This window comes from Aeromonas sp. CD, from assembly GCF_033349375.1.
In the GTDB taxonomy this organism is placed as follows: Bacteria; Pseudomonadota; Gammaproteobacteria; order Enterobacterales; family Aeromonadaceae; genus Aeromonas; species Aeromonas hydrophila.
Window position 1 is genome coordinate 2,658,680 of sequence record NZ_CP137631.1, and the last position, 25,884, is coordinate 2,684,563.

General features: G+C 61.0%; 19 protein-coding genes. 8 read left to right on the plus strand and 11 right to left on the minus strand.

The window, feature by feature from the left end:
* The first annotated feature begins 72 nt into the window (after window positions 1-72).
* The 3 genes from R2E40_RS12395 to R2E40_RS12405 all read left to right on the plus strand — a co-directional run bounded on the left by R2E40_RS12395 (window position 73) and on the right by R2E40_RS12405 (window position 3,864).
* Window positions 73-384 carry a DUF485 domain-containing protein gene (locus R2E40_RS12395; protein ID WP_011705924.1) on the plus strand — a complete coding sequence of 104 codons (312 nt, stop codon included), beginning with the start codon at window positions 73-75 and terminating at the stop codon, window positions 382-384.
* Window positions 381-2,036, plus strand: a complete 1,656-nt coding sequence (locus R2E40_RS12400) for a cation acetate symporter (RefSeq protein ID WP_102988639.1) — start codon at window positions 381-383, stop codon at window positions 2,034-2,036. Before R2E40_RS12395 ends, R2E40_RS12400 begins: the two co-directional genes overlap by 4 nt.
* A 235-nt stretch (window positions 2,037-2,271) precedes the next feature.
* Window positions 2,272-3,864 carry an ABC-F family ATPase gene (locus R2E40_RS12405; protein WP_011705884.1) on the plus strand — a complete coding sequence of 531 codons (1,593 nt, stop codon included), beginning with the start codon at window positions 2,272-2,274 and terminating at the stop codon, window positions 3,862-3,864.
* A 227-nt stretch (window positions 3,865-4,091) separates the two neighbouring features.
* On the opposite strand, the gene ppiD is transcribed toward R2E40_RS12405, so the two are convergent.
* From ppiD to tig, 6 genes are all read right to left on the minus strand, one after another.
* Window positions 4,092-6,005: a peptidylprolyl isomerase gene (gene ppiD, locus R2E40_RS12410; protein ID WP_318163487.1), complete on the minus strand. Its 1,914-nt coding sequence runs from the start codon at window positions 6,003-6,005 to the stop codon at window positions 4,092-4,094.
* Window positions 6,006-6,156: 151 nt separating this feature from the next.
* Window positions 6,157-6,429: a nucleoid-associated protein HU-beta gene (gene hupB / locus R2E40_RS12415; RefSeq protein ID WP_005315375.1), complete on the minus strand. Its 273-nt coding sequence runs from the start codon at window positions 6,427-6,429 to the stop codon at window positions 6,157-6,159.
* Window positions 6,430-6,669: 240 nt separating this feature from the next.
* Complete coding sequence (lon, locus tag R2E40_RS12420; RefSeq protein ID WP_011705882.1) at window positions 6,670-9,024, minus strand: endopeptidase La; 2,355 nt, start codon at window positions 9,022-9,024, stop codon at window positions 6,670-6,672.
* A 141-nt stretch (window positions 9,025-9,165) separates the two neighbouring features.
* Window positions 9,166-10,440, minus strand: coding sequence for an ATP-dependent protease ATP-binding subunit ClpX (gene clpX / locus R2E40_RS12425; RefSeq protein ID WP_005301524.1), 1,275 nt, complete (start codon window positions 10,438-10,440; stop codon window positions 9,166-9,168).
* Between the two features lie 146 nt (window positions 10,441-10,586).
* Complete coding sequence (gene clpP, locus R2E40_RS12430) at window positions 10,587-11,210, minus strand: ATP-dependent Clp endopeptidase proteolytic subunit ClpP (RefSeq protein ID WP_005301526.1); 624 nt, start codon at window positions 11,208-11,210, stop codon at window positions 10,587-10,589.
* Window positions 11,211-11,296: 86 nt separating this feature from the next.
* Entirely contained in the window at window positions 11,297-12,607 is a 1,311-nt protein-coding gene (gene tig / locus R2E40_RS12435) for a trigger factor (protein ID WP_016350912.1), read from the minus strand.
* Window positions 12,608-13,035: 428 nt separating this feature from the next.
* Between tig and R2E40_RS12440 the strand changes: the two genes are divergently transcribed.
* Together R2E40_RS12440 and yfbR are read left to right on the plus strand one after the other, a co-directional pair.
* A complete protein-coding gene (locus tag R2E40_RS12440; protein ID WP_011705879.1) occupies window positions 13,036-13,470 on the plus strand; it encodes a YccF domain-containing protein in 435 nt (144 codons plus the stop codon).
* 74 nt (window positions 13,471-13,544) lie between these two features.
* Window positions 13,545-14,135 carry a 5'-deoxynucleotidase gene (yfbR, locus tag R2E40_RS12445; protein WP_011705878.1) on the plus strand — a complete coding sequence of 197 codons (591 nt, stop codon included), beginning with the start codon at window positions 13,545-13,547 and terminating at the stop codon, window positions 14,133-14,135.
* An 83-nt stretch (window positions 14,136-14,218) separates the two neighbouring features.
* On the opposite strand, the gene lolE is transcribed toward yfbR, so the two are convergent.
* The 3 genes from lolE to R2E40_RS12460 form a co-directional block, all read right to left on the minus strand.
* Window positions 14,219-15,460, minus strand: coding sequence for a lipoprotein-releasing ABC transporter permease subunit LolE (gene lolE / locus R2E40_RS12450; protein WP_016350914.1), 1,242 nt, complete (start codon window positions 15,458-15,460; stop codon window positions 14,219-14,221).
* The gene (gene lolD / locus R2E40_RS12455; RefSeq protein ID WP_020480138.1) at window positions 15,460-16,158 is read right to left on the minus strand and encodes a lipoprotein-releasing ABC transporter ATP-binding protein LolD; all 699 of its coding nucleotides are present in this window, start codon (window positions 16,156-16,158) and stop codon (window positions 15,460-15,462) included. The genes lolE and lolD overlap by 1 nt, the downstream gene beginning before the upstream one ends.
* A gap of 76 nt (window positions 16,159-16,234) precedes the next feature.
* A complete protein-coding gene (locus R2E40_RS12460; RefSeq protein WP_016350916.1) occupies window positions 16,235-17,470 on the minus strand; it encodes a lipoprotein-releasing ABC transporter permease subunit in 1,236 nt (411 codons plus the stop codon).
* A gap of 76 nt (window positions 17,471-17,546) precedes the next feature.
* Here R2E40_RS12460 and R2E40_RS12465 point away from each other — a divergent pair, with 76 nt between their 5' ends.
* Entirely contained in the window at window positions 17,547-18,122 is a 576-nt protein-coding gene (locus R2E40_RS12465) for a hypothetical protein (protein ID WP_011705874.1), read from the plus strand.
* Between the two features lie 9 nt (window positions 18,123-18,131).
* Window positions 18,132-21,593 carry a transcription-repair coupling factor gene (gene mfd / locus R2E40_RS12470; RefSeq protein ID WP_318163488.1) on the plus strand — a complete coding sequence of 1,154 codons (3,462 nt, stop codon included), beginning with the start codon at window positions 18,132-18,134 and terminating at the stop codon, window positions 21,591-21,593.
* A 206-nt stretch (window positions 21,594-21,799) separates the two neighbouring features.
* On the opposite strand, the gene fbp is transcribed toward mfd, so the two are convergent.
* A complete protein-coding gene (fbp, locus tag R2E40_RS12475) occupies window positions 21,800-22,834 on the minus strand; it encodes a class 1 fructose-bisphosphatase (protein WP_318163489.1) in 1,035 nt (344 codons plus the stop codon).
* A 384-nt stretch (window positions 22,835-23,218) separates the two neighbouring features.
* Between fbp and R2E40_RS12480 the strand changes: the two genes are divergently transcribed.
* Entirely contained in the window at window positions 23,219-24,835 is a 1,617-nt protein-coding gene (locus tag R2E40_RS12480; RefSeq protein ID WP_073350532.1) for a peptide ABC transporter substrate-binding protein, read from the plus strand.
* 49 nt (window positions 24,836-24,884) lie between these two features.
* Here the strand turns inward: R2E40_RS12480 and R2E40_RS12485 are convergent, their stop codons facing one another.
* The gene (locus tag R2E40_RS12485) at window positions 24,885-25,802 is read right to left on the minus strand and encodes a DMT family transporter (protein WP_024943970.1); all 918 of its coding nucleotides are present in this window, start codon (window positions 25,800-25,802) and stop codon (window positions 24,885-24,887) included.
* Window positions 25,803-25,884: the final 82 nt, after the last annotated feature.

Consider the following 25,884-nt stretch of genomic DNA (forward strand, 5'->3'; position numbering starts at 1 on the left):
ATGAGCAGCCCTGCTGCTCGGTAGGGACCTCCCTTCATTCACCGTCGACACTCAATGTCATGGAGCACTGCAATGGAACAGCAACCGTATCTTCGGATCCAGCAAGATCCCAACTTCCAGGAGTTGGTCGCCAAGCGCCAGCGCTTTGCCTGGTCCCTCTCCATCCTGATGCTGGGGCTCTATCTGGCCTTCATCATGCTCATCGCCTTCGCCCCCGGCTGGCTTGGCACCCCCTTGAGCGAAGGGTCCACCATTACCCGCGGCATCCCGGTCGGGGTGGGCCTCATCCTTTCCTCCTTCGTGTTGACCGGCATCTATGTGTTTCGGGCCAACGGCGAGTTTGACGAACTGAACCAGAAGATCCTCAAGGGAGCCCAATCATGAAAGGCAAGTCTCTGCTGTTGCTGGCCACGCTGGCCTCCTCCCCCCTGCTGGCAGCCGATGCGCTGACCGGCGAGGTCCATCGCCAACCGCTCAATATCTCGGCCATCGTGATGTTCGTGATCTTCGTGGCGGCCACCCTGTTCATCACCTACTGGGCCTCCAAGCGCAACCGCTCGGCCTCCGACTACTACGCCGCTGGCGGGCGCATCACCGGCTTCCAGAATGGCCTGGCCATCGCCGGTGACTACATGTCCGCCGCCTCTTTCCTCGGCATCTCCGCGCTGGTCTACACCTCCGGCTACGATGGCCTCATCTACTCCATCGGCTTTCTGGTGGGCTGGCCCATCATCCTGTTCCTGATCGCGGAGCGGCTGCGCAACCTCGGCAAGTACACCTTTGCCGACGTGGCCTCCTACCGCCTCAAGCAGACCGAGGTGCGCACCCTCTCCGCCAGCGGCTCGCTGGTGGTGGTCGCCCTCTACCTGATCGCCCAGATGGTGGGCGCCGGCAAACTGATCGAGCTGCTGTTCGGCCTGCAATACCATGTGGCCGTGGTGCTGGTCGGCATTCTGATGGTGCTCTACGTGCTGTTCGGCGGCATGCTGGCCACCACCTGGGTGCAGATCATCAAGGCAGTGATGCTGCTCTCCGGTGCCAGCTTCATGGCCATCATGGTGATGAAGTCGGTCAACTTCGACATCGGCACCCTGTTCAGTGAAGCGGTCAAGGTGCACGAGAAGGGCATCGCCATCATGAGCCCGGGCGGCCTGGTCGCCGATCCCATCTCCGCCATCTCGCTGGGTCTGGCCCTGATGTTCGGCACCGCCGGCCTGCCCCACATCCTGATGCGCTTCTTCACCGTGAGTGACGCCAAGGAAGCGCGCAAGAGCGTGTTCTACGCCACCGGCTTCATCGGCTACTTCTACATCCTGACCTTCATCATCGGCTTTGGCGCCATCCTGCTGGTCAGCACCAACCCGGACTTCAAGGACGCCACCGGCGCCCTGCTGGGCGGCACCAACATGGCTGCCATTCACCTGGCCGATGCGGTGGGCGGCAGCCTGTTCCTCGGCTTCATCTCCGCCGTGGCGTTTGCCACCATACTGGCGGTGGTGGCCGGGCTGACCCTGGCCGGTGCCTCGGCGGTCTCCCACGATCTCTATGCCAGCGTCATCAAGAAGGGCAAGGCCAACGAAGCCGACGAGCTGCGCGTCTCCAAGTACACCACTGTGGTGCTGGGGGTGGTCGCCATCGGTCTCGGCATCCTGTTCGAGAAGCAGAACATCGCCTTCATGGTGGGGCTCGCCTTCTCCATCGCCGCCAGCTGCAACTTCCCGGTGCTGTTCCTCTCCATGTTCTGGTCTCGCCTGACCACTCGCGGCGCCGTCTACGGCGGCTGGCTGGGGCTGGTGAGTGCGGTCAGCCTGATGATCCTGGGCCCGACCGTGTGGGTGAAGGTGCTGGGCCATGCCCAGGCCATCTTCCCCTACGAGTACCCCGCCCTCTTCTCCATGGCGGTGGCCTTCGTCGGGATCTGGCTGTTCTCGGTCACCGACAAGTCACAAAATGCGCTCGACGAGCACGCCAAGTTCTTCCCGCAGTTTGTCCGCTCCCAGACCGGACTGGGGGCAGCCAGCGCCAGCGCCCACTGAACCTTCGATTGACGGTTGCAAGCCGGCCCCTGGGCCGGCTTTTTTCATGTCGAGAGGCAGTAGTCAGCACCCGTTGCAATAGGATCGATGCGGCCATCGCCGCCAGGGTGCGCGAGCACACAACACCACCCTCTCTATCCCCCCTGCAATAGGCCCGGATCACAGTTCTTGCTAAAACTTTCGGGGGATCTGTGCCATAATGCGCGCCATTTGACAGACCAACCGGGACATTCCAGTGCTTTCGAGTAACAACATCACCATGCAGTTCGGCGCCAAGCCGCTGTTTGAGAACATCAGCGTCAAGTTTGGCGGCGGCAACCGCTACGGCCTTATCGGTGCCAACGGCTGTGGCAAGTCCACCTTTATGAAGATCCTCGGCGGCGATCTGGAGCCCACTGGCGGTAATGTGAGCCTGGACGTCAACGAGCGTATCGGTAAGCTGCGTCAGGATCAGTTCGCCTACGAAGAGATGCGCGTACTGGACGTGGTCATGATGGGTCACACCGAGCTGTGGGCCGCCATCGCCGAGCGCGATGCCATCTACGCCAACCTGGAAGCGACCGACGACGACTACATGAAGGCCGCCGAGCTGGAAGGCCTGGTCGCCGAGTATGACGGCTATACCGCCGAATCCCGCGCAGGCGAGCTGCTGCTGGGTGCCGGCATTCCCATCGAGCAGCACAACGGCCCGATGAGCGAAGTGGCACCGGGCTGGAAACTGCGGGTGCTGCTGGCACAGGCCCTCTTCTCCAACCCCGACATCCTGTTGCTGGACGAACCGACCAACAACCTGGACATCAACACCATTCGCTGGCTGGAACAGGTGCTCAACGATCGCGAGAGCACCATGATCATCATCTCTCACGACCGTCACTTCCTGAACTCCGTCTGCACCCACATGGCGGATCTGGACTACGGCGAGCTGCGCGTCTACCCGGGCAACTACGACGAGTACATGACGGCCGCCACCCAGGCCCGTGAGCGCCTGCTGGCCGACAACGCCAAGAAGAAGGCCCAGATCGCCGATCTGCAATCCTTCGTGTCGCGCTTCAGCGCCAACGCCTCCAAGTCCAGCCAGGCCACCTCCCGCCTCAAGCAGATCGACAAGATCAAGATTGAGGAAGTGAAGGTCTCCAGCCGGCAGAACCCCTTCATCCGCTTCGAGCAGGAGAAGAAGCTCTACCGCAACATCCTGGAGATCGAAGGCGTATCCAAAGGCTATGGCGAGGCTCCGCTGTTCAAGGGCCTCAACATGATGCTGGAAGTGGGCGAGAAGGTCGCCATTCTGGGTACCAACGGGATCGGTAAATCCACCCTGATCAAAACCCTGGTGGGCGCGCTGGCACCGGACACCGGCACCATCAAGTGGTCCGAAAACGCCCAGATCGGTTACTACGCCCAGGATCACGCCGAGGACTTCGACACCGATCTCAACGTGTTCGACTGGATGGCCCAGTGGAAACAGGAGAACGAAGACGAGCAGGCGGTACGCTCCGTACTGGGCCGTCTGCTGTTCTCCCAGGACGACATCAAGAAGCCGGTCAAGGTGCTCTCCGGTGGTGAGCAGGGCCGCATGCTGTTCGGCAAGCTGATGATGCAGCGCCCCAACATCCTGATCATGGATGAGCCGACCAACCACCTGGACATGGAATCCATCGAATCCTTGAACCTGGCGCTGGAGATGTACAAGGGCACCCTGATCTTCGTCTCCCACGACCGCGAATTCGTCTCCTCCCTGGCGACCCGCATCCTGGAGCTGACTGAAGACGGCATCCGCGACTTCGGTGGCACCTATGAGGATTACCTGCGTACTCAGGGTGTGGTGTAACCCCCTCCTGCCCGCATATCCCGTCAATGAAAACCGGCACCTGAGTGCCGGTTTTTTTATGCCTGCGATATCTGCCGGACGATACGGATCATCCCGAGCGTCATATCCCCTTCCCCCTGCCAGGACCGGGTTGTCATTCCGCCAGAAAGGAGACCGGATACCACCTTGCAGAAAAAGAAACGGCCCCATCAAGGGGCCGTTTTCACATGGATTGGGGTCGGTTCGACTTATTCGACCGTGGCTTCCACATCGGTGAAGTACTCGATCTTGGCAGACTTGCGCAGCTCGTCGATGAGAGACTTGTAGCTCACCTGAGCCTTGCCCTGACCCAGCTGGCCTTGCAGCAGCTTGGCCATGCCAGACGGCTCCTTGGCGACAGTCACCTTGTCCAGGGCCACCACCACGCGGTCGCCATTGGCTTCGGTCACCAGCTCGACGCTCGGCTTGCCGTCGATCGGATGAGGCATGCGGAAGGCCTGCGCCACCAGGTTCTGATCCAGATCCTGAGCGAAGCGGGCTACCCCGTCATGATTCTCCACCTTCAGACCCAGCGCGGTCAGCTCGGCCTGGATATTCTCGCCAGCCTTGAGCTTGTCCAGCAGACCCTGCGCCTTGCCACGGGCCACTTCACTGGCCTTGTCGTGCTTGATGGCTGCAATCACCTGGTCTTTCACCTCCGCCAGCGGTTTGGCCGCTTTCGGCTGGTGACCGGTGATGTGCATGACCAGCGCCTTGCCATCCGCCAGCTCGATCACGTCGGAGTTGGTGTTGTCATCGCGCAGCTGCTCGGAGAAGGCGGCGGAGACCACCTTGGGATCGTTCAGCGGTGCCGGCGCATCAGCCTGGCTGAAGTAACCGGTGGACTGCACCTTCAGACCCATGGTGTCGGCGGTCAAGTCCAGCGAATCCGGGTTCTCGAAGCTGCTGTCGGCCATCTTCTGCTGCTCGGCAAAGAACAGCTCCTTGGCCTTGTCTGCCTGCAGACGGCTGATGGTCTCTGCTTTCACATCGGCAAACGGCTTGGTCTGGGCCGGTTCAACCCCCAGCAGCTTGATGACGTGGAAACCAAACGGGCTCTTCACCACGCTGGAGAGATCGCCGGCCTTGGCCAGCGCAAACGCGGCCTTCTCGAACGCCGGATCCATCACCCCTTTCTCGAACCAATCCAGCTCGCCGCCTTTTTTGGCGGAGAAGGTATCGGAAGAGTCGGCCTTGGCCAGCGCGGCGAAATCGTCACCGGCCTTGGCTTTGGCCAGCACGGCCTCGGCCTTCTGCTCGGCGGCTTTCTCGTCCTTGCCGAACGGGATCAGGATATGAGCCACATGACGACGCTCGGCACGCTGGAACAGATCCTGGTGCTGATCGTAGTAATCCTGGGCATCCTGCTCGCTCACCTTGACGTCTTTGCCAAGGGCGGCAGCGTCCAGCAGCAGATAGTCAACCTTGACCTGCTCATCATTCATGAAGTGGCTGCTGTTGGCCTTGTAGTACTGCTCCACCTCTTCATCGGAGACTTTCACGTCCCCCAGGTAGGCAGATGCGGCCAGGCGCACCAGACGCAGATCGCGAGTCTGGTTGTAGAGCTTGTCCAGTTGCTCGGCTTCACCCTTGAGTGCAAATTCGGTGCCCAGCAGGGCGCCCATCAGTTGCTGGCGAACCATGTCCTGACGCAGGGAGTCACGGAACATCTCCGGGGTCATGCCGGCGCGGCGGATCAGCTGCAGATAGCGATCGTTGTTGAACTTGCCATCTTCGGCAAACTCGGGCATGGCGACGATGGCCTGCTTGATCTGCTCATCGCTGACGCGCAGACCCAGTTCACGGGCCTTGCTGTCGAACAGGGCCTGATCGATCAGACGGTCCAGCACGCCACGGCGGAACTGCTTCATGTAGTCAGGATTGGCGGCCAACTGGCTGAAAGACTCCCCCATTTGGGATTCCATGCGGGCCCGCTCGTTGCGATAGGCATTTTCCAGCGCAGCGGAGCTGATGTCATTGCCGTTGACGGTGGCGGGGGCGGTACGAGCCGGGCCGTTGAGGTAGCTACCTACACCGGCCAAGGCAAAGGAGAGGATGATCAGGCCCAAGATAACCTTGGCTACCTTGCCCTGCGCCCCTTCGCGTAGTTTATCCAACATCATGTTTGTACTTATGCTCCCGAACTCGATGGGCGTAAATAATGAAAAGGCGCACCGATTGCGATGCGCCTTGGTCAATCAGTATGAGGGAGAGCCCTCTCACTTGTCTGGTCTGTGACCAAGGACGGTGGCCGATGTGATATCAGCGCCCGGCTTAGTTGACAGCGTCTTTCAGGGCCTTACCGGCTTTGAAGGCAGGAACTTTACCAGCGGCGATTTCGATGGTCGCGCCAGTTTGCGGGTTACGGCCAGAACGGGCAGCACGCTCGCGCACGGCGAAAGTACCGAAACCCACCAGAGCAACCTGGTCACCCTCTTTCAGGGCTTCACCCACGGCGTCAATGAAAGCATCCAGCGCACGGCCAGCAGCGGCTTTGGAGATATCAGCACCGTCTGCAATCTTGTCAATCAGTTGAGATTTATTCACTCTTATATTCCCCTTTTATCGAACATCGCTGCGGCGCCGATTTCCCTGGCCACAACAAGTGGAGGTTTTATAGCAAGCCTCCTGATCAGTTGCAAGTGACAATCTAGCGCAAACCCGCGCCACATCACGCATTGCGACTCATCATGAGTACCCGATCGGTGGTCAAGGCTACTTCCGTTATCCGGCGCATGCAAGCCTTAACCACCCCCCGAATGCGCCAAATTTGCGGCGCATCAACATTTACACGACAGAAACGCGCTCAAACCCTTGCGGATTGTCCTGCAACGCCAGTTCCAGCACCTCGTCAATCCAGCGAACAGGATAGATTTCAAGGTCTTGTTTGACGTTGTCCGGGATCTCCTCGAGGTCACGCTCGTTCTCTTTCGGGATCAGCACCCGCTTGATGCCACCGCGATGGGCGGCCAGCAGCTTCTCTTTGAGACCGCCAATCGGCAGCACTTCGCCGCGCAGGGTGATCTCCCCCGTCATGGCCACATCAGCACGAACCGGATTACCGGTCAAGCTGGAGACCAGGGCGGTACACATGGCGATACCGGCGCTCGGACCGTCTTTCGGGGTCGCCCCTTCCGGTACGTGCACGTGAATATCGCGCTTCTCGTAGAAGTCGGCATTGATACGCAGCTTCTCGGCACGGGCCCGAACCACCGTCATGGCGGCCTGGATGGACTCCTGCATCACATCCCCGAGGGAACCTGTGTAGGTGAGCTTGCCCTTGCCCGGCATGTTGGTGGTCTCGATGGTGAGCAGATCGCCCCCCACCTCGGTCCACGCCAAACCACACACCTGACCCACCTGGTTCTGGTCGGTGGCCTTGCCGTAGTCAAAGCGCTGCACCCCGAGGAACTCCTTGAGGTTGGCCTGATTGACCTGAACATGCTTGATGCTCTTGTCCAGCAGGATGCGCTTGACCGCTTTGCGACAAATCTTGGAGATCTCGCGCTCCAGGCTACGCACCCCCGCCTCGCGGGTGTAGTAGCGGATCACCCCGACCAGAGCGGAATCCTCGATGGTGATCTCGGACTCTTTCAGGCCGTTGCGCTGGATCTGCTTGGAGACCAGATGCTGCTTGGCGATGTTGAGCTTCTCATCTTCGGTGTAACCGGAAAGGCGGATCACTTCCATCCGGTCCAGCAGCGGACCCGGGATGTTCATGGAGTTGGAGGTGGCCACGAACATCACGTCCGACAGGTCATAATCCACTTCCAGATAGTGATCGTTGAAGCTGTTGTTCTGCTCGGGATCCAGCACTTCCAGCAGGGCAGACGCGGGATCGCCACGCATGTCCGAGCTCATCTTGTCGATTTCATCGAGCAGGAACAGCGGGTTCTTCACGCCGACTTTCGCCATCTTCTGGATGAGCTTGCCGGGCATGGAACCGATATAGGTACGGCGGTGACCGCGGATCTCCGCCTCGTCACGCACGCCGCCCAGCGCCATGCGTACGTATTTGCGGCCGGTCGCCTTGGCGATGGACTGACCGAGCGAGGTCTTGCCCACGCCGGGAGGCCCTACCAGACAGAGGATCGGCCCCTTGAGCTTGTTGACGCGCGCCTGCACCGCCAGATACTCGAGAATGCGATCCTTGACCTTCTCCAGGCCATAGTGATCGGCATCCAGCACCTCTTGCGCCTTGCCCAGGTCTTTCTTGACCTTGGAGCGCGCCTTCCACGGCACCTGTACCATCCAGTCGACGTAGCTGCGCACCACAGTGGCCTCGGCCGACATGGGCGACATCATCTTCAGCTTGGCGAGCTCGGCCTGCGCCTTCTCACGGGCATCTTCCGGCATGCCGGCCTCTTCAATCTTGCGATTGAGGGCTTCGAACTCATCCGGACTGTCTTCCAGCTCACCCAGCTCTTTCTGGATGGCCTTCATCTGCTCGTTGAGATAGTACTCGCGCTGGCTCTTCTCCATCTGTTTCTTGACCCGGGAGCGGATGCGTTTCTCGACCTGCAGCAGGTCAATCTCCGACTCCATCATGGCCATCAGAAACTCGATGCGCTCGGACACGGAGGCGATTTCCAGCACCTTCTGCTTGTCTTCGAGCTTGAGCGGCATGTGGGCGGCCATGGTATCGGCCAGGCGCGCCGCATCGTCGATCGCCGAAATCGAGGTGAGCACCTCGGGCGGGATCTTCTTGTTGAGCTTGATATAGCCTTCGAACTGACCGATGGCGGAGCGCACCAGCACATCCTGGTCCTTCTCCTCAATCGCCTTGGAGGCGATGTACTGCGCCTCGCCAACGAAAAAGTCCCGGTCGTCGATCATCCGCTCAAGACGGGCACGCTGGCCCCCTTCCACCAGCACCTTGACGGTGCCATCGGGCAGCTTGAGCATCTGTAGAATATTGGCCACTGTCCCGACAGAGAAGATCTCCTCCACCGTCGGCTCATCGGTTGACGCATCCTTCTGGGCCACCAGCAGAACTTTCTTGTCCTGCTCCATGGCCGCTTCCAGACAGCGAATGGATTTTTCCCGCCCCACAAAGAGTGGAATGACCATGTGGGGGTAAACCACCACGTCACGAAGAGGCAGGACGGGAATCTCGATGCGTTCTGAACGCTCTAGGTTCATATATGTCCTCTCGGCTTGTTATACCGTTGGCAAAGCGCTTGGCTGAGTATATGGGGGCGCTTAGATGAGATTCAATCGCCGAAACCGCAAAAAGCATGAAAGGGGCAAAAAGCCCCTTTCATTTGATTAAAAATCAGACATTTACTCTGATGCGGCGGCCTGGGTCTCGGGATTTTCGTAGATCATCAAGGGCGCGGAGTCCCCTTTGATCACGGTTTCGTCGATCACCACCTTGCTGACACCGTCCAGCGACGGCAGGTCATACATGGTATCGAGCAGCACGGCTTCCACGATGGAACGCAGACCGCGGGCGCCGGTTTTACGCTCCATCGCCTTGCGGGCAATGGCGTTCAACGCGTCGTCACGGAACTCCAGCTCCACCCCTTCCAGATCGAACAGCGCGGCATATTGCTTGGTCAGCGCGTTCTTCGGCTCTTTCAGGATCTGGATGAGGGCAGCCTCGTCCAGCTCGGTCAGGGTCGCAACCACCGGCAGACGGCCGATGAACTCGGGGATCAGACCGTATTTGATCAGATCTTCCGGCTCCACCTTGGCAAAGCTCTCGCTCAGGGTCGCCTTGGCGCTCTTGGACTTGACCTCGGCACCAAAGCCGATACCGGTGCCCTTGACGGAGCGCTGCTCGATCACCTTGTCCAGACCGGCAAAGGCGCCACCGCAGATGAACAGGATCTTGGAGGTATCAACCTGCAAGAATTCCTGCTGCGGGTGCTTGCGGCCACCTTGCGGCGGCACGGAAGCGATGGTCCCTTCGATCAGCTTGAGCAGGGCCTGCTGCACCCCTTCCCCGGACACGTCGCGGGTGATGGAGGGGTTGTCCGACTTGCGGGAGATCTTGTCGATCTCGTCGATGTAGACGATGCCGCGCTGGGCCTTTTCCACGTCGTAGTCGCACTTTTGCAGCAGCTTCTGGATGATGTTCTCCACGTCCTCGCCCACATAACCGGCTTCGGTCAGGGTGGTGGCGTCGGCCATGGTGAAGGGAACGTCCAGCAGACGAGCCAGGGTTTCAGCCAGCAGGGTCTTGCCGCTGCCGGTCGGACCGATCAGCAGGATGTTGGATTTGCCCAGCTCCACACCACCGGACTCGCTGCCGCTGCGCAGCCGCTTGTAGTGGTTGTAGACGGCTACCGCCAGCACCTTCTTGGCGTACTCCTGCCCGATCACATAGTCATCCAGATGAGCGCGGATTTCATGAGGGGTCGGCAGCTCGCTACCATCGCGCTTGGGCGAGATCTCGCGGATCTCTTCGCGGATGATGTCGTTACACAGCTCGACACACTCATCACATATGTAGACGGAAGGGCCAGCGATCAGCTTGCGCACTTCATGCTGGCTTTTGCCGCAAAAAGAGCAGTAGAGCAGCTTATCACCCTCACCCTTGCGTTTTTCTGTCATTCAGCAACCTCGTTTTATCAATAGAGGATGGATTGTCCTGTTGAGTTTACAACAGTCCGGAACACCCTGCCCATGCCTGATCTGCCGATTGAGGGCATCATCAAACCAGATGATGCCCTCGACGATGGTACGGGCTAGCTCGTCGCTCAGCCGCGGCGGCTCAGGACACCGTCAACCAGACCATAGGCCACGGCCTGCTCGGCCGACATGAAGTTGTCACGGTCGGTGTCACGCTCGATGGTGGCCATGTCCTGACCGGTATGGAAGGCCAGACGCTCGTTCAGGGTATTCTTGATCTTCAGGATCTCCTGGGCATGGATCTGGATATCAGATGCCTGGCCCTGGAAACCGCCCAGCGGCTGGTGGATCATCACGCGGGCATTGGGCAGGCAGAAACGCTTGCCCTTGGCACCACCGGCCAGCAGGAAGGCACCCATGGAGCAGGCCTGCCCCATGCACACCGTGCTGACGTCCGGCTTGATGAACTGCATGGTGTCATAAATGGACATACCGGCCGTGACGGCCCCACCCGGAGAGTTGATGTAGATGCTGATGTCCTGATCCGGATTTTCAGATTCCAGGAACAGCAGCTGAGCCACCACCAGATTCGCCATGTGATCTTCAACCTGACCGGTCAGGAAGATCACCCGCTCCTTCAGCAGACGAGAATAGATGTCGTAGGAACGCTCCCCTTTCGCGGTTTGCTCTACCACCATCGGGATGAGCGCATTGCGTGGGGATTCAGTCACATCGTTATAGTTCTTGTACATAAGGCATTGTCCCTAAAATAAAATGGCCCGAGTGGAGATCACACGAGCCATTATACTTAACAGTCTTGACCTTAAGTCAAATGTTCTTAGGCAGCGGCACCGGACTTGTTGATCACTTCGTCAAATGCAACTTCCTTCTCGGTCACCTGAGCCTTGGACAGGATCAGGTCGATGGCTTGATCTTCGACTGCCAGGTTGCGAACGCCGTTCAGCATCTGTTCGTTCTTCTGGTAGTACTCGATCACTTCCTTCGGATCTTCGTAGGCAGTGGCCATGGATTCGATGATGCTGTTGACGCGTGCTTCATCAGCCTTGATCTCGTTGGTACGGATCACGTCACCCAGCAGCAGACCTACGCGTACACGACGCTCGGCCTGACCCTGGAACAGCTCGGCCGGCAGTTCAGGAGCGTTGCCGCCCTGGAAGCCGCCGAAACGCTGCAGCGCCTGCTGACGCAGGGCATCGATTTCCTGAGCAACGGCAGCCTTCGGCAGATCGATCTGGTTGGCTTCAACCAGACCGTTCAGAACCTGCTCTTTCACGCTGTTTTTCAGGGCTTGAGCCAGTTCGCGCTCCATGTTCTTGCGCACTTCGGCTTTCAGCTCTTCAACGTTGCCGCTCTCGATGCCGAAACGCTTGACGAACTCTTCGGTCAGCTCAGGCAGGATCTGCTCTTCAACCTTGTTCAGCTTGGAAGCGAACTTGGCGGCTTTGCCTTTCAGGTTTTCAGCGTGGTAGTCAGCCGGGAAGGTCACGTCGATGGTGAACTCGTCGCCTGCTTTCTTGCCCATGATGGCGTCTTCGAAGCCCGGGATCATGCGACCGGCACCCAAAACCAGGTTGAAGCCTTCGGCCTTGCCGCCGTCGAACTCTTCACCGTCGATGGAACCGACGAAGTCCATGGTCACACGCATGCCATCAGCAGCGGCGGCGTCCACTTCACTCCAAGTAGCGTGCTGCTTGCGCAGGGTGTCGATCATGTTGGCCAGATCTTCATCCTTCACGGTAGCAACCGGTTTCTCGACCTTGATGGTCTCGAGGCCAGCCACTTCAAACTCAGGGTACACTTCGAAGGTCGCGGTGAATTCGAAGTCCTGACCTTCCTGGATCTCTTTCGGATCCATGGTCGGGGCACCGGCCGGGCTCAGTTTGTTTTCGATGATGGCCTTGATGAAGTTGCTCTGCATCATTTCGTCAGCAACGCGAGCATGAGCCATGGCGCCGAACATCTTCTTGATGATGGCAACCGGAGCCTTGCCAGGACGGAAACCGTCGATGCGACGGGTTTTGGCCAGGCCGTTCAATTCTTTGCGCACGGCGGCGTCAACGGTAGCGGCCGGTACGGTGATGGTAAGACGGCGTTCCAGACCCTGGGTTGTCTCTACAGAAACTTGCATTCTTCTACCTCGTTCAACTCAGCACTGCGTGCTGACCCTTTATTGCCCCTGGGCAAAGCCCGGAGTCTTCCTGTTTATAAAGACAACGACTGTCTTTGTGATGAGAAAATATGACGCGACATTATAGCGGCGCACTTTGATCGAGTCGAGCCACACGTCCCCCAACCGGGCAGGGGATGGCACAATTCCCGCCAAACTGCCCCTTATATGGGGAATAGCGGGGCCGACTTCAAGCACACAAGCCGCAAGAATTTGCACTTGCTCACCTTTTTTCGTGCAAGAGCCTACTTTTTCACCTCATATCCCTCCATCGCGGTCTCTTTTCACCCCCTGCGACCCAAATTGTCCACCCCGCCCCTTCAACCATTGCGTCCATGACCATCGCTCGTTATGGTGGCAGCCATCTTGATAAGTCTGGAGTCACCGACATGGCCTTTTTCCGCTTCTTGTTCAATCTGCTCTGGTTCGTACTGGGAGGCGTCTTCATGGGGCTGGCCTGGTGGCTGGCCGGGCTGATCTGTTTTATCTCCCTCATCGGGATCCCCTGGGGACGTGCCTGTTTCGTCATCGGCACCTTCACCTTCTTCCCGTTCGGCAAGCAGGCGGTCAACCGCAAGACCATGACCGGTCTGAGCGACATGGGTACCGGTACCATGGGGCTGATTGGCAACATCATCTGGTTCGTGCTGATCGGGATCTGGCTGGCCATCGGCCACATCGCCTCGGCGCTGGCCTGCTTCGTCACCATCGTCGGCATCCCGTTCGGCATCCAGCACCTCAAGCTGGCGCTCATCAGCCTGGCCCCCATCGGCCAGATGATCGTCACCAATCAGGAGGCCGAATCCGGCCGTTATATTCGCTGAAGGCGATGCCGCCAGCCGCAAAAAAGGGCAGACTAGGGTCTGCCCTTTTTCATTGCCACTCTTCGAGGTCATCCATGCTGCCCAGCCACTTCTTCGCCAATCTCGCCCGCATGAAGCTCATCTACCGCTGGCCGCTGATGCGCAACATCCAGCCCGAGAACATCGCCGAGCACAGTCTGCAGGTGGCCATGGTGGCCCACGCCCTCGGCCTCATCAAAAACCGGCTCTTTGGTGGCAGCGTGGATGCCGATCGCGCCGCCGTCATGGCCCTCTATCACGACAGCAGCGAAGTGCTGACCGGCGATCTGCCCACCCCGGTCAAGTACTTCAATCCCGAGATTGCCCGCGAATACAAGAAGATTGAGCTGGCCGCCGAGCAGCGCCTGCTCGGCATGTTGCCGCCGGAGCTGGTCGAGGATTTTCGCCCGCTGCTCGATTCGGCAGCTCAGGATGGCGAACTGGCCAGGCTGGTGAAGGATGCCGACACCCTCTGCGCCTATACCAAGTGCCTGGAAGAGATCAATGCCGGCAACCGGGAGTTCGAGCCGGCACGCAAGCGCCTCGAGCAGATGCTGGCGGCCCGGATGAGCGACGAGATGCGCTACTTCATCGACATTTTCGTGGCGAGCTTCTCGCTGCCGCTGGATGAACTCAACGCCCACTGAACCCGCCAGATACCCCAAACGGAAGGGCCCGCCGGTTTGCACCGGCGGGCCCTTCATTTTTATCAGCAGACAGATGCCGCCTATCAGTGCCCCAACTCGCGGGACGGCACCAGCCCGCTCGCCCGCCAGGCGGGGTAGAGGGTGGCCAGCAGGCTCATCAGGATGGCAGCGCCAGTCACGATGAGCAAGTCCTGCATGTGCAGCTCGGTCGGCAGGAAGTCGATGAAGTAGATGTCCGGGTTGAGGAAGCGATGGCCAATGAGCTTCTCGATGACCCCCAGGATCTGGGTCAGCTTGCTGGAGAGCAGGCCGCCCAGCAGGGCGCCGAGCAAGGCACCCGCCACCCCGTTTACCATTCCCTGAATGACGAAGGTGAGCCGGATCTGGCCCGGGCTCGCCCCCATGGTCTTCAAGATGGCGATTTCGCTGCGCTTCTCGTTCACCGCCATCACCAGGGTGGAGACGATGTTGAAACAGGCCACCGCCACCACCATCAGCATCACCACGTACATCACGGTGCGCACCATCTGGATGTCCTGATAGAGATAGCCCTGGCGGCTCATCCAGCTGCTGATGTAGACGTAGTGCGGGAACTTCTGGGCGGCCGCCACCGTGATGGACTGCGCCTTGAGCACGTCGTTCACCTTGAGGCTGAAGCCCTCCACCGCGCTGCCCATGCCGGTGATGGCCTGGGCATCCGCCAGATGCATGAAGCCGAGCACACCGTCCAGCTGGCCACCGATCTCGAGCAGCCCCACCACCTTGAGAGACTCACGCTTCGGGTTCTTGATGCCGGCGGCATCGCCGCCCTGGGGCAGCAGCAGGGTGACAGTGTCCCCTATCTTGACCCCCAGCTTGTCGGCGATGGTCTTGCCGAGGATGAGGCCGTGCTCGCCGGCTTCCAGCTCGCGCAGACCGCGGCCCGTCATGTAGTTGCCCGCATCGGACAGATTGGCTTCGAGCTCCGGCAGCACGGCGCGCACCTGCAGTCCCTTGAGGGCACTGCCGTGCTCCAGCAGGCCGTCGAGCCGGATCACCGGGGCGGCAGCCTCCACTCCGGGCTGGGCCAGCAGGTAGTCCCGCAGCTTGGGCCAGTTGGGGAGTGGTGCCTCCATCCCCATCAGCTCGCCGTGGGGCACCACGGAGAGCACCCTGTTTTTAAGCTCCCGCTCAAAGCCGTTCATGGCGGAGAGCCCCAGGATCAGCGCCATCACCCCGAGGGCGATGCCGATGAGGGAGGAGGCGGAAATAAAGGCGATGAAACCGTTGCGACGGCGGGAGCGGCTGTAACGCAGGCCCAGAAACAGGGGCAGCGGTTTGAACATCAGGCGACCTCCGCCATCACGCCGCTCACCAGGGTCACCCGGCGATGGAGCTTGGCTGCCAGGCTGAGATCGTGGGTCACCACCACGAACGCGGTGCCGAGCTCGCGGTTGAGCTCGCAGAGCAGCTCATAGACGGCGGTGGCGCTGGCGTGATCCAGGTTGCCAGTGGGCTCGTCCGCCAGCACCAGGCTGGGCTCGTTGACCAGGGCACGGGCGATGGCCACCCGCTGGCGCTCGCCACCGGAGAGCTCGGACGGTCTGTGGTTGAGACGGTGGGAGAGCCCTACCCGCCCCAGCATCCGGCTCGCCTTGTCGGTCGCGCTCTTCACCGATTCACCGGCGATCAGCAGCGGCATGGCGGCATTTTCCAGCGCGGTGAACTCGGAAAGCAGGTGGTGGAACTGGTAAACGAAACCCAGCTCCTGATTGCGAAACTTCGCCTGGGTACGGCTGTCCCAGCGATGGATGTCCTGCCCCTTGAACAGCACGGCGCCGCTGGAGGGGTTGTCGAGCGCCCCCATCAGGTGCAGCAGGGTGGTCTTGCCGGAGCCCGAGCTGCCCACCACCGCCAGCATCTCACCGGGCGCCACGCTAAGATCGATGCCCTTGAGTACCTGGGTCTCCAGATCGCCCTCTTTGTAGACATGGTTGAGGGCCTGACAGCGCAGCAGCGGCTCGCAGGAGACGGATTGATTCATAAAGGAGGCTCCACTTGCACCTGTAACAACGCCGGCGCCGGCAGCAACACCGGCACCAGTAACAACAGAAGATGAATTATTCATAACGCAGCGCCTCGGCCGGTTTGACCCGGGCCGCACGGGCCGCCGGGTAGAGGGTGGCGCTGAAGCTGAGCAGCACGGCGCCCAGCAAAATGGTCACGACCTGGGCGGGTTCGACGATGACCGGCAGGCCCGAGCCGCCGGCCGTCATGTAGAGGTTGAGCCCCACCGCATCGAGCAAGGGGTTGAGCCCCATGGAGAGTGCCAGTCCCGCCAGACCGCCGAACAGGGCGCCGATGACGCCGCTGGAGGCCCCCAGCACCATGAAGATCTTGACGATGCCGGCCTCGCTCATACCCATGGTGCGCAGGATGGCCACCTCCCCTTCCTTGTCGGTCACCACCATCACCAGGGCGGAGAGGATGTTGAAGGTGGCGACCGCGATGATCAGCACCAGCATCAGCCCCATCATCCGTTTTTCCATGGCCACCGCCTGGAACAGCTCGCCGCGCTCGCGGCGCCAGTCCTGCCACTCCAGGCCGTCCGGCAGCGCCGTTTTCACCACCTCGTCGGCGGCGAAGGGGTCATCCAGCCAGAGGCGGATGCCGCCCACCTGATCCGCAGGCAACCGCAGCATGCGCTGGGCATCCCCCAGCGCAATCAGGGCGACCTGACTGTCCACGTCGGCACCGACCCCGAAGATGCCGGAGACGGTGAAGAGGCGCTGGGCCGGCACCCGACCAAACGGGGTGAAGCGGGTGCCTTCGGTCAGGATCAGACGGACCTGGTCGCCCATGGAGACCTTGAGGCGATTGGCCACCCCCTGCCCCAGCACTATGTGGTATTCGCCCGCCTGCAGGCTGTCCAGACGCCCCATCTGCATCTGGGCGTGCAGGATGTCGTCCTTGGGCCACTGGGCGGGATCGATGCCCTGCACGCTGACGCCGGTGAGCTGACCGGGGCTTTGCAGCATGCCTTCGCTGTCGAGCATGGGGGCATGGGCAATCACGTGCGGCAGCCTGGCCAGATCGGGCAGGCCCTGCGGCGCGGCATCGATGCGCCCCGCCGGGCTGGTCACCACCACATGGGGGATCACCCCGAGGATGCGGCCCTTGAGCTGCCCTTCAAAACCGTTCATCACCGAGATGACCACCATCAGGGCGGCGACCCCGATGGCGATGCCGAAAGTGGAAAACAGGGAGATAAATGAAACGAAGCGATTGCTGCGTCGCGAGCCTGCATAACGCAGGCCGATGGCCAGCGACAGTGGCTGAAAAAGTCCAGTCTTCAAGGATATCTACATTGCCAACAAAATAAGATACCGGATAATAAAGGGAAACCGTCTATGACAACAAGGGATAGCCTCCATGCAGGAACAGTTCTTCAGTGTCACCCATGCCACACCGGTCAATGTGATCCCCATGCCCGGTGACTTTCATCTGCCCTCGCTGGAAGCACTGGAGGCCGAGCTGCCCGAACCCTTTCGCATCGCCTCCGCCATTACCTCCATCGACATGGTGACCAGCCGCCTGATCCGCAATCAGAACGATTCGATGCACGATCTGGTGGAGATCATCAACCAGCAGTCGCGCAAGATCGATATGATCATGGGCTATGTGCTGTCGGTACAGGATCACCCGGAACATCGCTTCCACACCCTGCGCTTTGGTGCCGGTCAGCTGACCTATCTGCATCCGCGCCAGGGCCACGGCGAGGTGCCGCACCTGCACCAGATAGTGCGGCTCAAGATCTTCCTGCGCGAAGAGGCCTCCGCCATCTACTGCTACGGCCAGGTCAAGCAGCTGGAGCCGAGCGAGCACGGCACCCACGTGATGCTCGACTATGTGCGGATCCGCGAGGATGACCGCGAACTGCTGGTGCGTGCCAGCCTGCATATCCAGTCCAAACAACTCAAACTTCGTGCGCAAGACCGTCAACGTTAAAAGAATCGAATGATGCCAATGAAGCTTCCCGCCTTGCCCGCCAAGGCGGGCCAAAAGTTAACGCTCGGCCAGCTGACAGGCAGCAGCCTCTCGCTGATGGCCGCCCGCCTCACCCAGGAGGCAGATCGTCCCGTCCTGCTGGTGACCGCCGATACCCCGAGCGCCCTGCGCCTCGAACAGGAACTGCAATACCTGCTGGCCGACACGGGCTGCCCGGTGCTGCTGTTCCCGGACTGGGAGACCCTGCCCTACGACACCTTCTCCCCCCATCAGGACATCATCTCCCAGCGGCTCGAGACCCTCTACAAGCTGCCGCAGATGAGCAGCGGCGTGCTGATCGTGCCCATCTCCACCCTGATGCTGCGCACGGCGCCCCGGGTCTATCTCGACAAATACAGCCTGATGGTGAAAAGCGGCCAGCGCCTCAATCTGCAGCAGCTGCGCGCGCGCCTCGCCGAGGCGGGCTATGTGGCGGTGGAGCAGGTGCTGGAGCACGGCGAATTTGCCGCCCGCGGCTCCCTGCTCGACCTCTTCCCCATGGGCAGCAGCAGCCCCTATCGCATCGACTTCTTCGACGACGAGGTGGACTCCATCCGCCCGTTCGACCCCGAGACCCAGCGCTCCAGCGAGCCGGTCAAGAGCGTCAGCCTGTTGCCGGCCAGGGAGTTTCCCACCGACGAGGGGGCCATCGAGCTGTTTCGTGGCCAGTATCGCGAACAGTTCGAGATCTCCCGTGCCGAGGGCTCCGTCTATCAGGAGGTGAGCAAGGGACGCTGGCCGGCCGGCATCGAGTACTATCTGCCGCTCTTCTTCCAGCAGACCGCCAGCCTGTTTGATCACCTGCCGGACAACACCCTGCTGCTGACCGTGGGGGAGATCTACCCCGCCGCCCAGCGCTTCTGGAACGACATCGCTCAACGCTACGAGGACAGGCGCTGGGACAATACCCGTCCCCTGCTGCCACCCCAGCAGATCTATCTGCCGGTGGAGCAGCTGTTTGCGGCGCTCGGCCAGTACGCGGCCGTGCGGCTGCAGGAGGCCCCCACCGCCGGTGATGCGGGCCAGCACGACCTGCCCATCTCGGCGCTGCCCGAGCTGCAGCTCGATCACAGCAAGGAGCAGCCACTGCTGGCCCTCAACCAGTTCCTGCAAGGTTTTACCGGCCGCACCCTGTTTGCGGTGGAGTCCGAGGGGCGACGCGAAGTGCTGGGCGATCTGCTGGCCCGTATCGCGCTGCAGCCCAAGGAGTTCGCGTCACTCGACGCCTTCATCACCAGCAAGGCCCGTCACGGCCTGCTGGTGGCACCGCTCGAGCGCGGCTTCTTGCTGCGAGAGCCGGGGCAAGAGGAGCTGGCGCTCATCACCGAGACCGAACTGCTGGGCGGCAAGATCCGCAGCAAACGGCAACGGGAGAAGAGCAAGAACCTGAGCTCGGATGCGGTGATCCGCAACCTCGGCGAGCTGACCCAGGGTCAGCCGGTGGTGCACCTGGATCACGGGGTCGGCCGCTATCTGGGGCTGGAAACCATCGATGCCGGCGGCCTGCCCACCGAGTTTCTGACCCTGGAATATGCCGGCGGCGACAAGCTGTTCGTGCCGGTCACCAGTTTGCACCTGATCAGCCGTTATACCGGATCGGACAACCCGCCCAGCCACAAGCTCGGCGGCGAGGCCTGGGTCAAGGCCCGGCGCAAGGCGGCCGAAAAGGTGCGCGACGTGGCAGCCGAGCTGCTGGATGTCTATGCCATGCGGGCGGCCCGTCACGGCTTTGCCTTCAAACACGACCGCGAGGCCTATCGCCAGTTTGCCGCCGGCTTCCCGTTCGAGGAGACCGATGACCAGCTCAACGCCATCAATGCGGTGCTCGGCGACATGTGCCAGGCCAAGAGCATGGATCGGCTGGTGTGCGGCGACGTGGGCTTCGGCAAGACCGAGGTGGCGATGCGGGCGGCGTTTGTGGCAGTGCACGGCGGCAAGCAGGTGGCCGTGCTGGTGCCCACCACCCTGCTCGCCCAGCAGCACTACGACAACTTCCGCGACCGCTTCGCCAACTGGCCGGTACGGGTCGAGGTGCTGAGCCGCTTCCGCTCCGCCAAGGAGCAGACCGCGGTGATGAAAGAGCTCGCCGAGGGCAAGGTCGACATCATCATCGGCACCCACAAGCTCCTCGGCGCCGAGCTCACCTTCAAGGATCTGGGGCTGCTCATCGTCGATGAGGAGCATCGCTTCGGGGTGCGCCAGAAGGAGAAAATCAAGGCGCTGCGGGCCGACGTGGACATCCTCACCCTCACCGCCACCCCCATTCCGCGTACCCTCAACATGGCGATGTCGGGCATGCGGGATCTCTCCATCATCGCCACCCCGCCCGCCAAGCGGCTGGCCATCAAGACCTTCGTGCGCCAGCAGGAGCCGGCGGTCACCCGCGAGGCAGTGCTGCGGGAATTGAAGCGCGGCGGCCAGGTCTACTACCTGCACAACGACGTGGAGAGCATCGAGAAGTGCGCGGCGGATCTTGCCGAGCTGGTGCCGGAGGCGCGCATCGGCATCGCCCACGGCCAGATGCGCGAGCGCGAGCTCGAGCGGGTGATGTCGGACTTCTACCACCAACGCTTCAACCTGCTGGTCTGCACCACCATCATCGAGACCGGCATCGACGTGCCGAGCGCCAACACCATCATCATGGATCGGGCAGATCATCTCGGTCTGGCCCAGCTGCACCAGCTGCGGGGTCGGGTCGGTCGCTCCCACCACCAGGCCTATGCCTACCTGCTCACCCCCCATCCCAAGCTGATGACCAAGGATGCGGCCAAGCGGCTGGAGGCCATTGCGTCCCTTGAAGATCTCGGCGCCGGCTTTGCGCTGGCGACCCACGATCTGGAGATCCGCGGTGCCGGCGAACTGCTCGGTGACGATCAGAGCGGCCAGATTGAATCGGTCGGCTTCACCCTCTACATGGAGATGCTGGAGCAGGCGGTCGAGGCGCTGAAATCGGGCAAGGAGCCGTCGCTCGAACAACTCATGAGCCAGCACACCGAAGTGGAGCTGCGCCTGCCGGCGCTGTTGCCGGACGACTACATCCCGGACGTCAACATGCGGCTCTCCATGTACAAACGGATCGCCAGTGCGGCGGACGAGCAGGAGCTGCGCGAACTGAAAGTGGAGCTCATCGATCGCTTCGGCCTGTTGCCGGAGCCGACCAAAACCCTGCTGGAGCTGGCGGCCTTCCGCCAGCGCGCCACGGCGCTGGGCATTCGCCGGGTGGAGATGAGCGAGCGCGGCGGCTATCTGGACTTTACCCAGGAAACCAAGGTCAACCCTGCCTATCTGGTCAAGCTGCTCTCCGAGCAGCCGCGCATCTACAAGATGGACGGGCCGACCCGGCTGCGCTTCCAGGTGCCGACCCAGGACAGGGCCATGCGCCTCAAGCTGGTGGACGGCCTGCTGGCGGATCTGGCCAACAACAGCCTGTAGGCGGAAAGCGAAACAAAACGGGAGCCACTGTGGCTCCCGTTTTGTTTATGTTGGCTGGTGACGAGCGTCTCCCTTCTCCCCTTGTGGGAGAAGGGTCGGGGATGAGGGACCATTCCCCTCACCCTGCCCTCTCCCAGAGGGAGAGGGAATCGCACCGGTAAACGTTGGGCTTCGCTGCGCTCAGCACCAACCTACACCTCTGACGATCAACCCTGATTAGCCGGATCCTCATGGGAAGAGAACTCGCGCATAAAGGCCTCGGCCCGATCCACCATATTGGTGGAACCCACAAAATAAGGGGTACGCTGGTGCAGCGCGGTGGGCTGGATGTCCATGATGCGGCCAAAGCCGTCTGACGCCTTGCCCCCGGCCTGCTCCACCAGGAACGCCATGGGGTTGCACTCATAGAGCAGACGCAGCTTGCCGTTCGGCGAGTTGGTGCCGGACGGATAGATGTAGATGCCGCCCTTGAGCAGGTTGCGGTGAAAATCGGAGACCAGGGAGCCGATGTAACGGGAGGTATAGGGTCTGTGGGTCGCCTCGTCCCGCTCCTGACAATATTTGAGGTACTTCTTCACCCCGTCCGGGAACTTGATGTAGTTGCCCTCGTTGATGGAGTAGATCTTGCCCTCCTCCGGAATGCGGATGTTCTCGTGGGAGAGGCAGAAGCAGCCGATGGAAGGGTCGTAGGTAAAGCCGTTGACGCCAAAGCCGGTGGTGTAGACCAGCATGGTCGAGGAGCCATAGACCACGTAACCGGCGGCGACCTGGCGATTGCCCGGCTGCAGGAAGTCTTCCAGGGTGACGCCGGCGCCCGGCTTGCTGACCCGGCGGTAGATGGAGAAGATGGTGCCGACGGAGACGTTGACGTCGATGTTGGAGGAGCCATCGAGGGGGTCGATCAATACCACGTACTTGGAGTGACGGGAGAGCTCGGAATCGAAGGAGACGAAGTCTTCCTCCTCTTCGGAGGCCATGCCGCACACTTCGCCACGGGCTTCCAGCGCCGCCTTGAAGCGCTCGTTGGCGTAGACGTCCAGCTTCTGCTGCACCTCGCCCTGCACGTTTTCAGCGCCCATGGAGCCGATGATGTCCGCCAGCCCCGCCTTGTTGATCTCCCGGTTCACCACCTTGGCGGCCAGGCGGATGGAGCTGAGCAGCGAGGTCAGCTCGCCGGTCGCGGTGGGATAATCCGCCTGTTTTTTGACGATGAACTCGCCCATGGTGATCATGTTTCGCATTATTGTTCCTTTAAGATCGTTTCCGTTGGCTTTGAAAACGTTTGCACGCATAGACAAAAAAAGTGCCGATCCTCGGCAGCCTTGTTTTGTAACCTAATGTAACGCCTGTTTTTTGTTTTTGCAGCGAATTAAGCCGCTGAATAAACGCACATCTCCCCCACCTTTTTCGTCCTAAATCGCCCTCAAAGTGGTTTCAATCGGTAACTTTCCCGATGTTAATTCGTGGCAAAAACTCACAAAGATGTCGCCATGAGGATGGCAACATCCCCGCCATGCCCCCTATCTGGGACCCATGCCATGGGGGACCTGTCTGCCTCTTGAGATCTCGCCATCAATCCCGCACACTGGCCCGGCTTTGGAAGCAAAAAAACATAAGGATATTCAATGAAAAGGACACTCATTGCCGGCACGGTTGCCGCCCTGTTCGCACTCCCCGCCCTGGCAGCCCAGGTACCGGCAGGTACCAAGTTGCTGCCGGCAGAACAGCAAACCTTCATCCGCAACATAGGTACCGAACCCGCCTCCATCGACCCCCAGATGGTGGAAGAGACAGCGGGCAGCGAAATCGTCAACGACCTGTTCGAGGGGCTCTACACCCTGGACGGGGACGGCAAACTGCAACTTGCCGGCGCCCTTGGCTACGAGCTCGACCCCACGGGCACCGTCTACACCTTCAAGCTCAGACCCGATGCCAAATGGTCCAACGGCGAGCCGGTGACGGCGGCCGATTACGTCTATGGCTGGCAGCGGGCGGCGGATCCCAAGAATGCCTCCAACTACGCCTGGTTCATCGAGCTGACCGGCGTCACCAATGCCGCCGAGGTCATACAGGGCAAACAGAGCCCGGATACGCTGGGCATCAAGGCGCTCGATGCCCATACCCTGCAGATCACCTTGAAAAACCCGGTGCCCTTCTTCCTGAAGACCCTCTCCCACTACACCACCTTCCCGGCGCCGAGGGCAACCATCGAGAAGTTCGGTCATGAGTGGGTCAAGCCGGGCAACATCGTCTCCAACGGGGCCTTCGTGCTCAAGGAGTGGACCCCCAACGAGCGTCTCATCTCCGAGCGCAACCCCTATTACTGGGACAACCAGCATACGGTGCTGAACAAGGTGTTCTATCTGGAGATCGTCTCCGACACCGCCGCCTACAACCGCTATCGCGCCGGCGAGCTGCACTACACCAGCTATCCGCTCGAGCAGTACAAGCAGCTCAAGCAGCAGAGTCCGCAGGAGCTGGTGAGCGTGCCGACCCTGGCCACCTACTACTACGTGTTCAACACCCAGCGCAAACCGTTCGACAACCCCAAGGTGCGCAAGGCGCTCTCCCTGGCCATCGACCGCGACACCATCACCGAGAAGATCCTGGGGCAAGGCCAGATCTCCGCCTTCAGCCTGACGCCGCCCATAGTGGACGGCTTCGAGCTCAAGCGACCGGCCAGCGAGCAGATGAGCAAGGAGGAGCGGATCAAGCAGGCCAAGGCGCTGCTCGCCGAAGCGGGCTACGGCCCGGGCAAGCCGCTGGATGTGGACATCCTCTACAACACCAACGAGGGGCACAAGAAGATAGCCTTGGCCATCTCCTCCATGTGGAAGCACAACCTGGGGGTGCAGGCCAAGCTCAACAACATGGAGTGGAAGACCATGGTGTCGGCCCTCAACGAAGGGGACTTCGGGGTCAGCCGCTACGCCTGGAACGGGGATTACAACGATGCCTCCACCTTCCTCGACATCATGACCTCCAGCAGCAGCGCCAACAGCGGCAAGTGGTTCAACAAGCAGTATGATGCCCTGCTGGCCAAGGCTCATGACGCCAGGGATCCGGCGGAACGCAACCAGCTCTATCAGCAGGCCGAGGCCCTGATCGATGCAGAAGCGCCCATCGCCCCGGTCTATTTCTACGTCAAGTCCCGCCTGCTCAAACCCAACATCAAGGGCTACCCCTATCAGAACCCGCAGGATCTGGTCTACTCGAAAGACCTCTATCTGACTGCGCAATAAGGCTCGCTACCCCGCAGACAAAAAGACCGCCTTTCGGCGGTCTTTTTTCTCACTCGTCCCGGCAGGCGGCCAGCGCCACCCTGCGCCGGCGCAACACCACAGGCTGCACCAGCAACTGGGCCAGCAGCACCCCAAACAGGGTCATGCCACCACCGATCAGATGATAACTGGTCAATCTCTCGCCGAGCCAGCTGATGGCCAGAGCGGCGGTCATCACCGGCAGCAGGTTCATGAAGATGGCGGTACGGCTTGCCCCGAGCAGGGCGATGCCCTGCATCCACAACCAGGGCGACAGGGCCGAGGTCGGGATCCCCGCATAGAGGATCAGCCAGAGCGCCCGGCCATCCGGCCACTGCCCATCCACCAGCAGGTAGAACGGAGTGAGAAACAGCAGGCTGCAGAGCACCTGGCCGTAGAGCATGGACCAGTTGTCGAGCCCCAGATCCCACTTCTTGAGCAACACGCTGTAGAGCGCATAGGTGCCCGCCGACAGCAGCATGTAGACGGAACCGATGTGGATGCCCTGAGTAAAGAGGCGAGCGGGATCCCCCTGCCCCAGCAAGATCGCCAGCCCCAGGATGGAGATGACGCCGCCAAGCAGCGCCCCCCAGGTGGGGCGCTCGCGCAGCAACCAGATGCTGAGCAGCACCGTCATCAAGGGGGTGAGCCCCATCATCAGGCCAATCTCGGTGGCCCCCAGGGTCTGCGCCGCGTAATAGCCGAAGGTCTGGTTGAGCACCATGCCGAGCAGGGCCAGCGCCGCCAGCTGATAGAAGCCGGCGCGCAGCTTGGCGCGATCCCGCCAGGCCCGGTGCGCAAGGAACGGCGTCAAGATGATGGCGGCCACCATCCAGCGTGACCAAGCCAGCGCCGCTGGCGAGAGCACGCCCACCGCCAGTTTGCTGACGATAGCATTGCCGGCCCAGATGGCCATGCAGGAGAAGGGAAACAAGAAGGCAAGTGGCATCGCTATATCCAGAAAAAAGCAGCGGGTATTTCTGGCGGCAGTATAGGGGGGTCAACAGGATTAGCAAGCGCCGCGCCGCCAA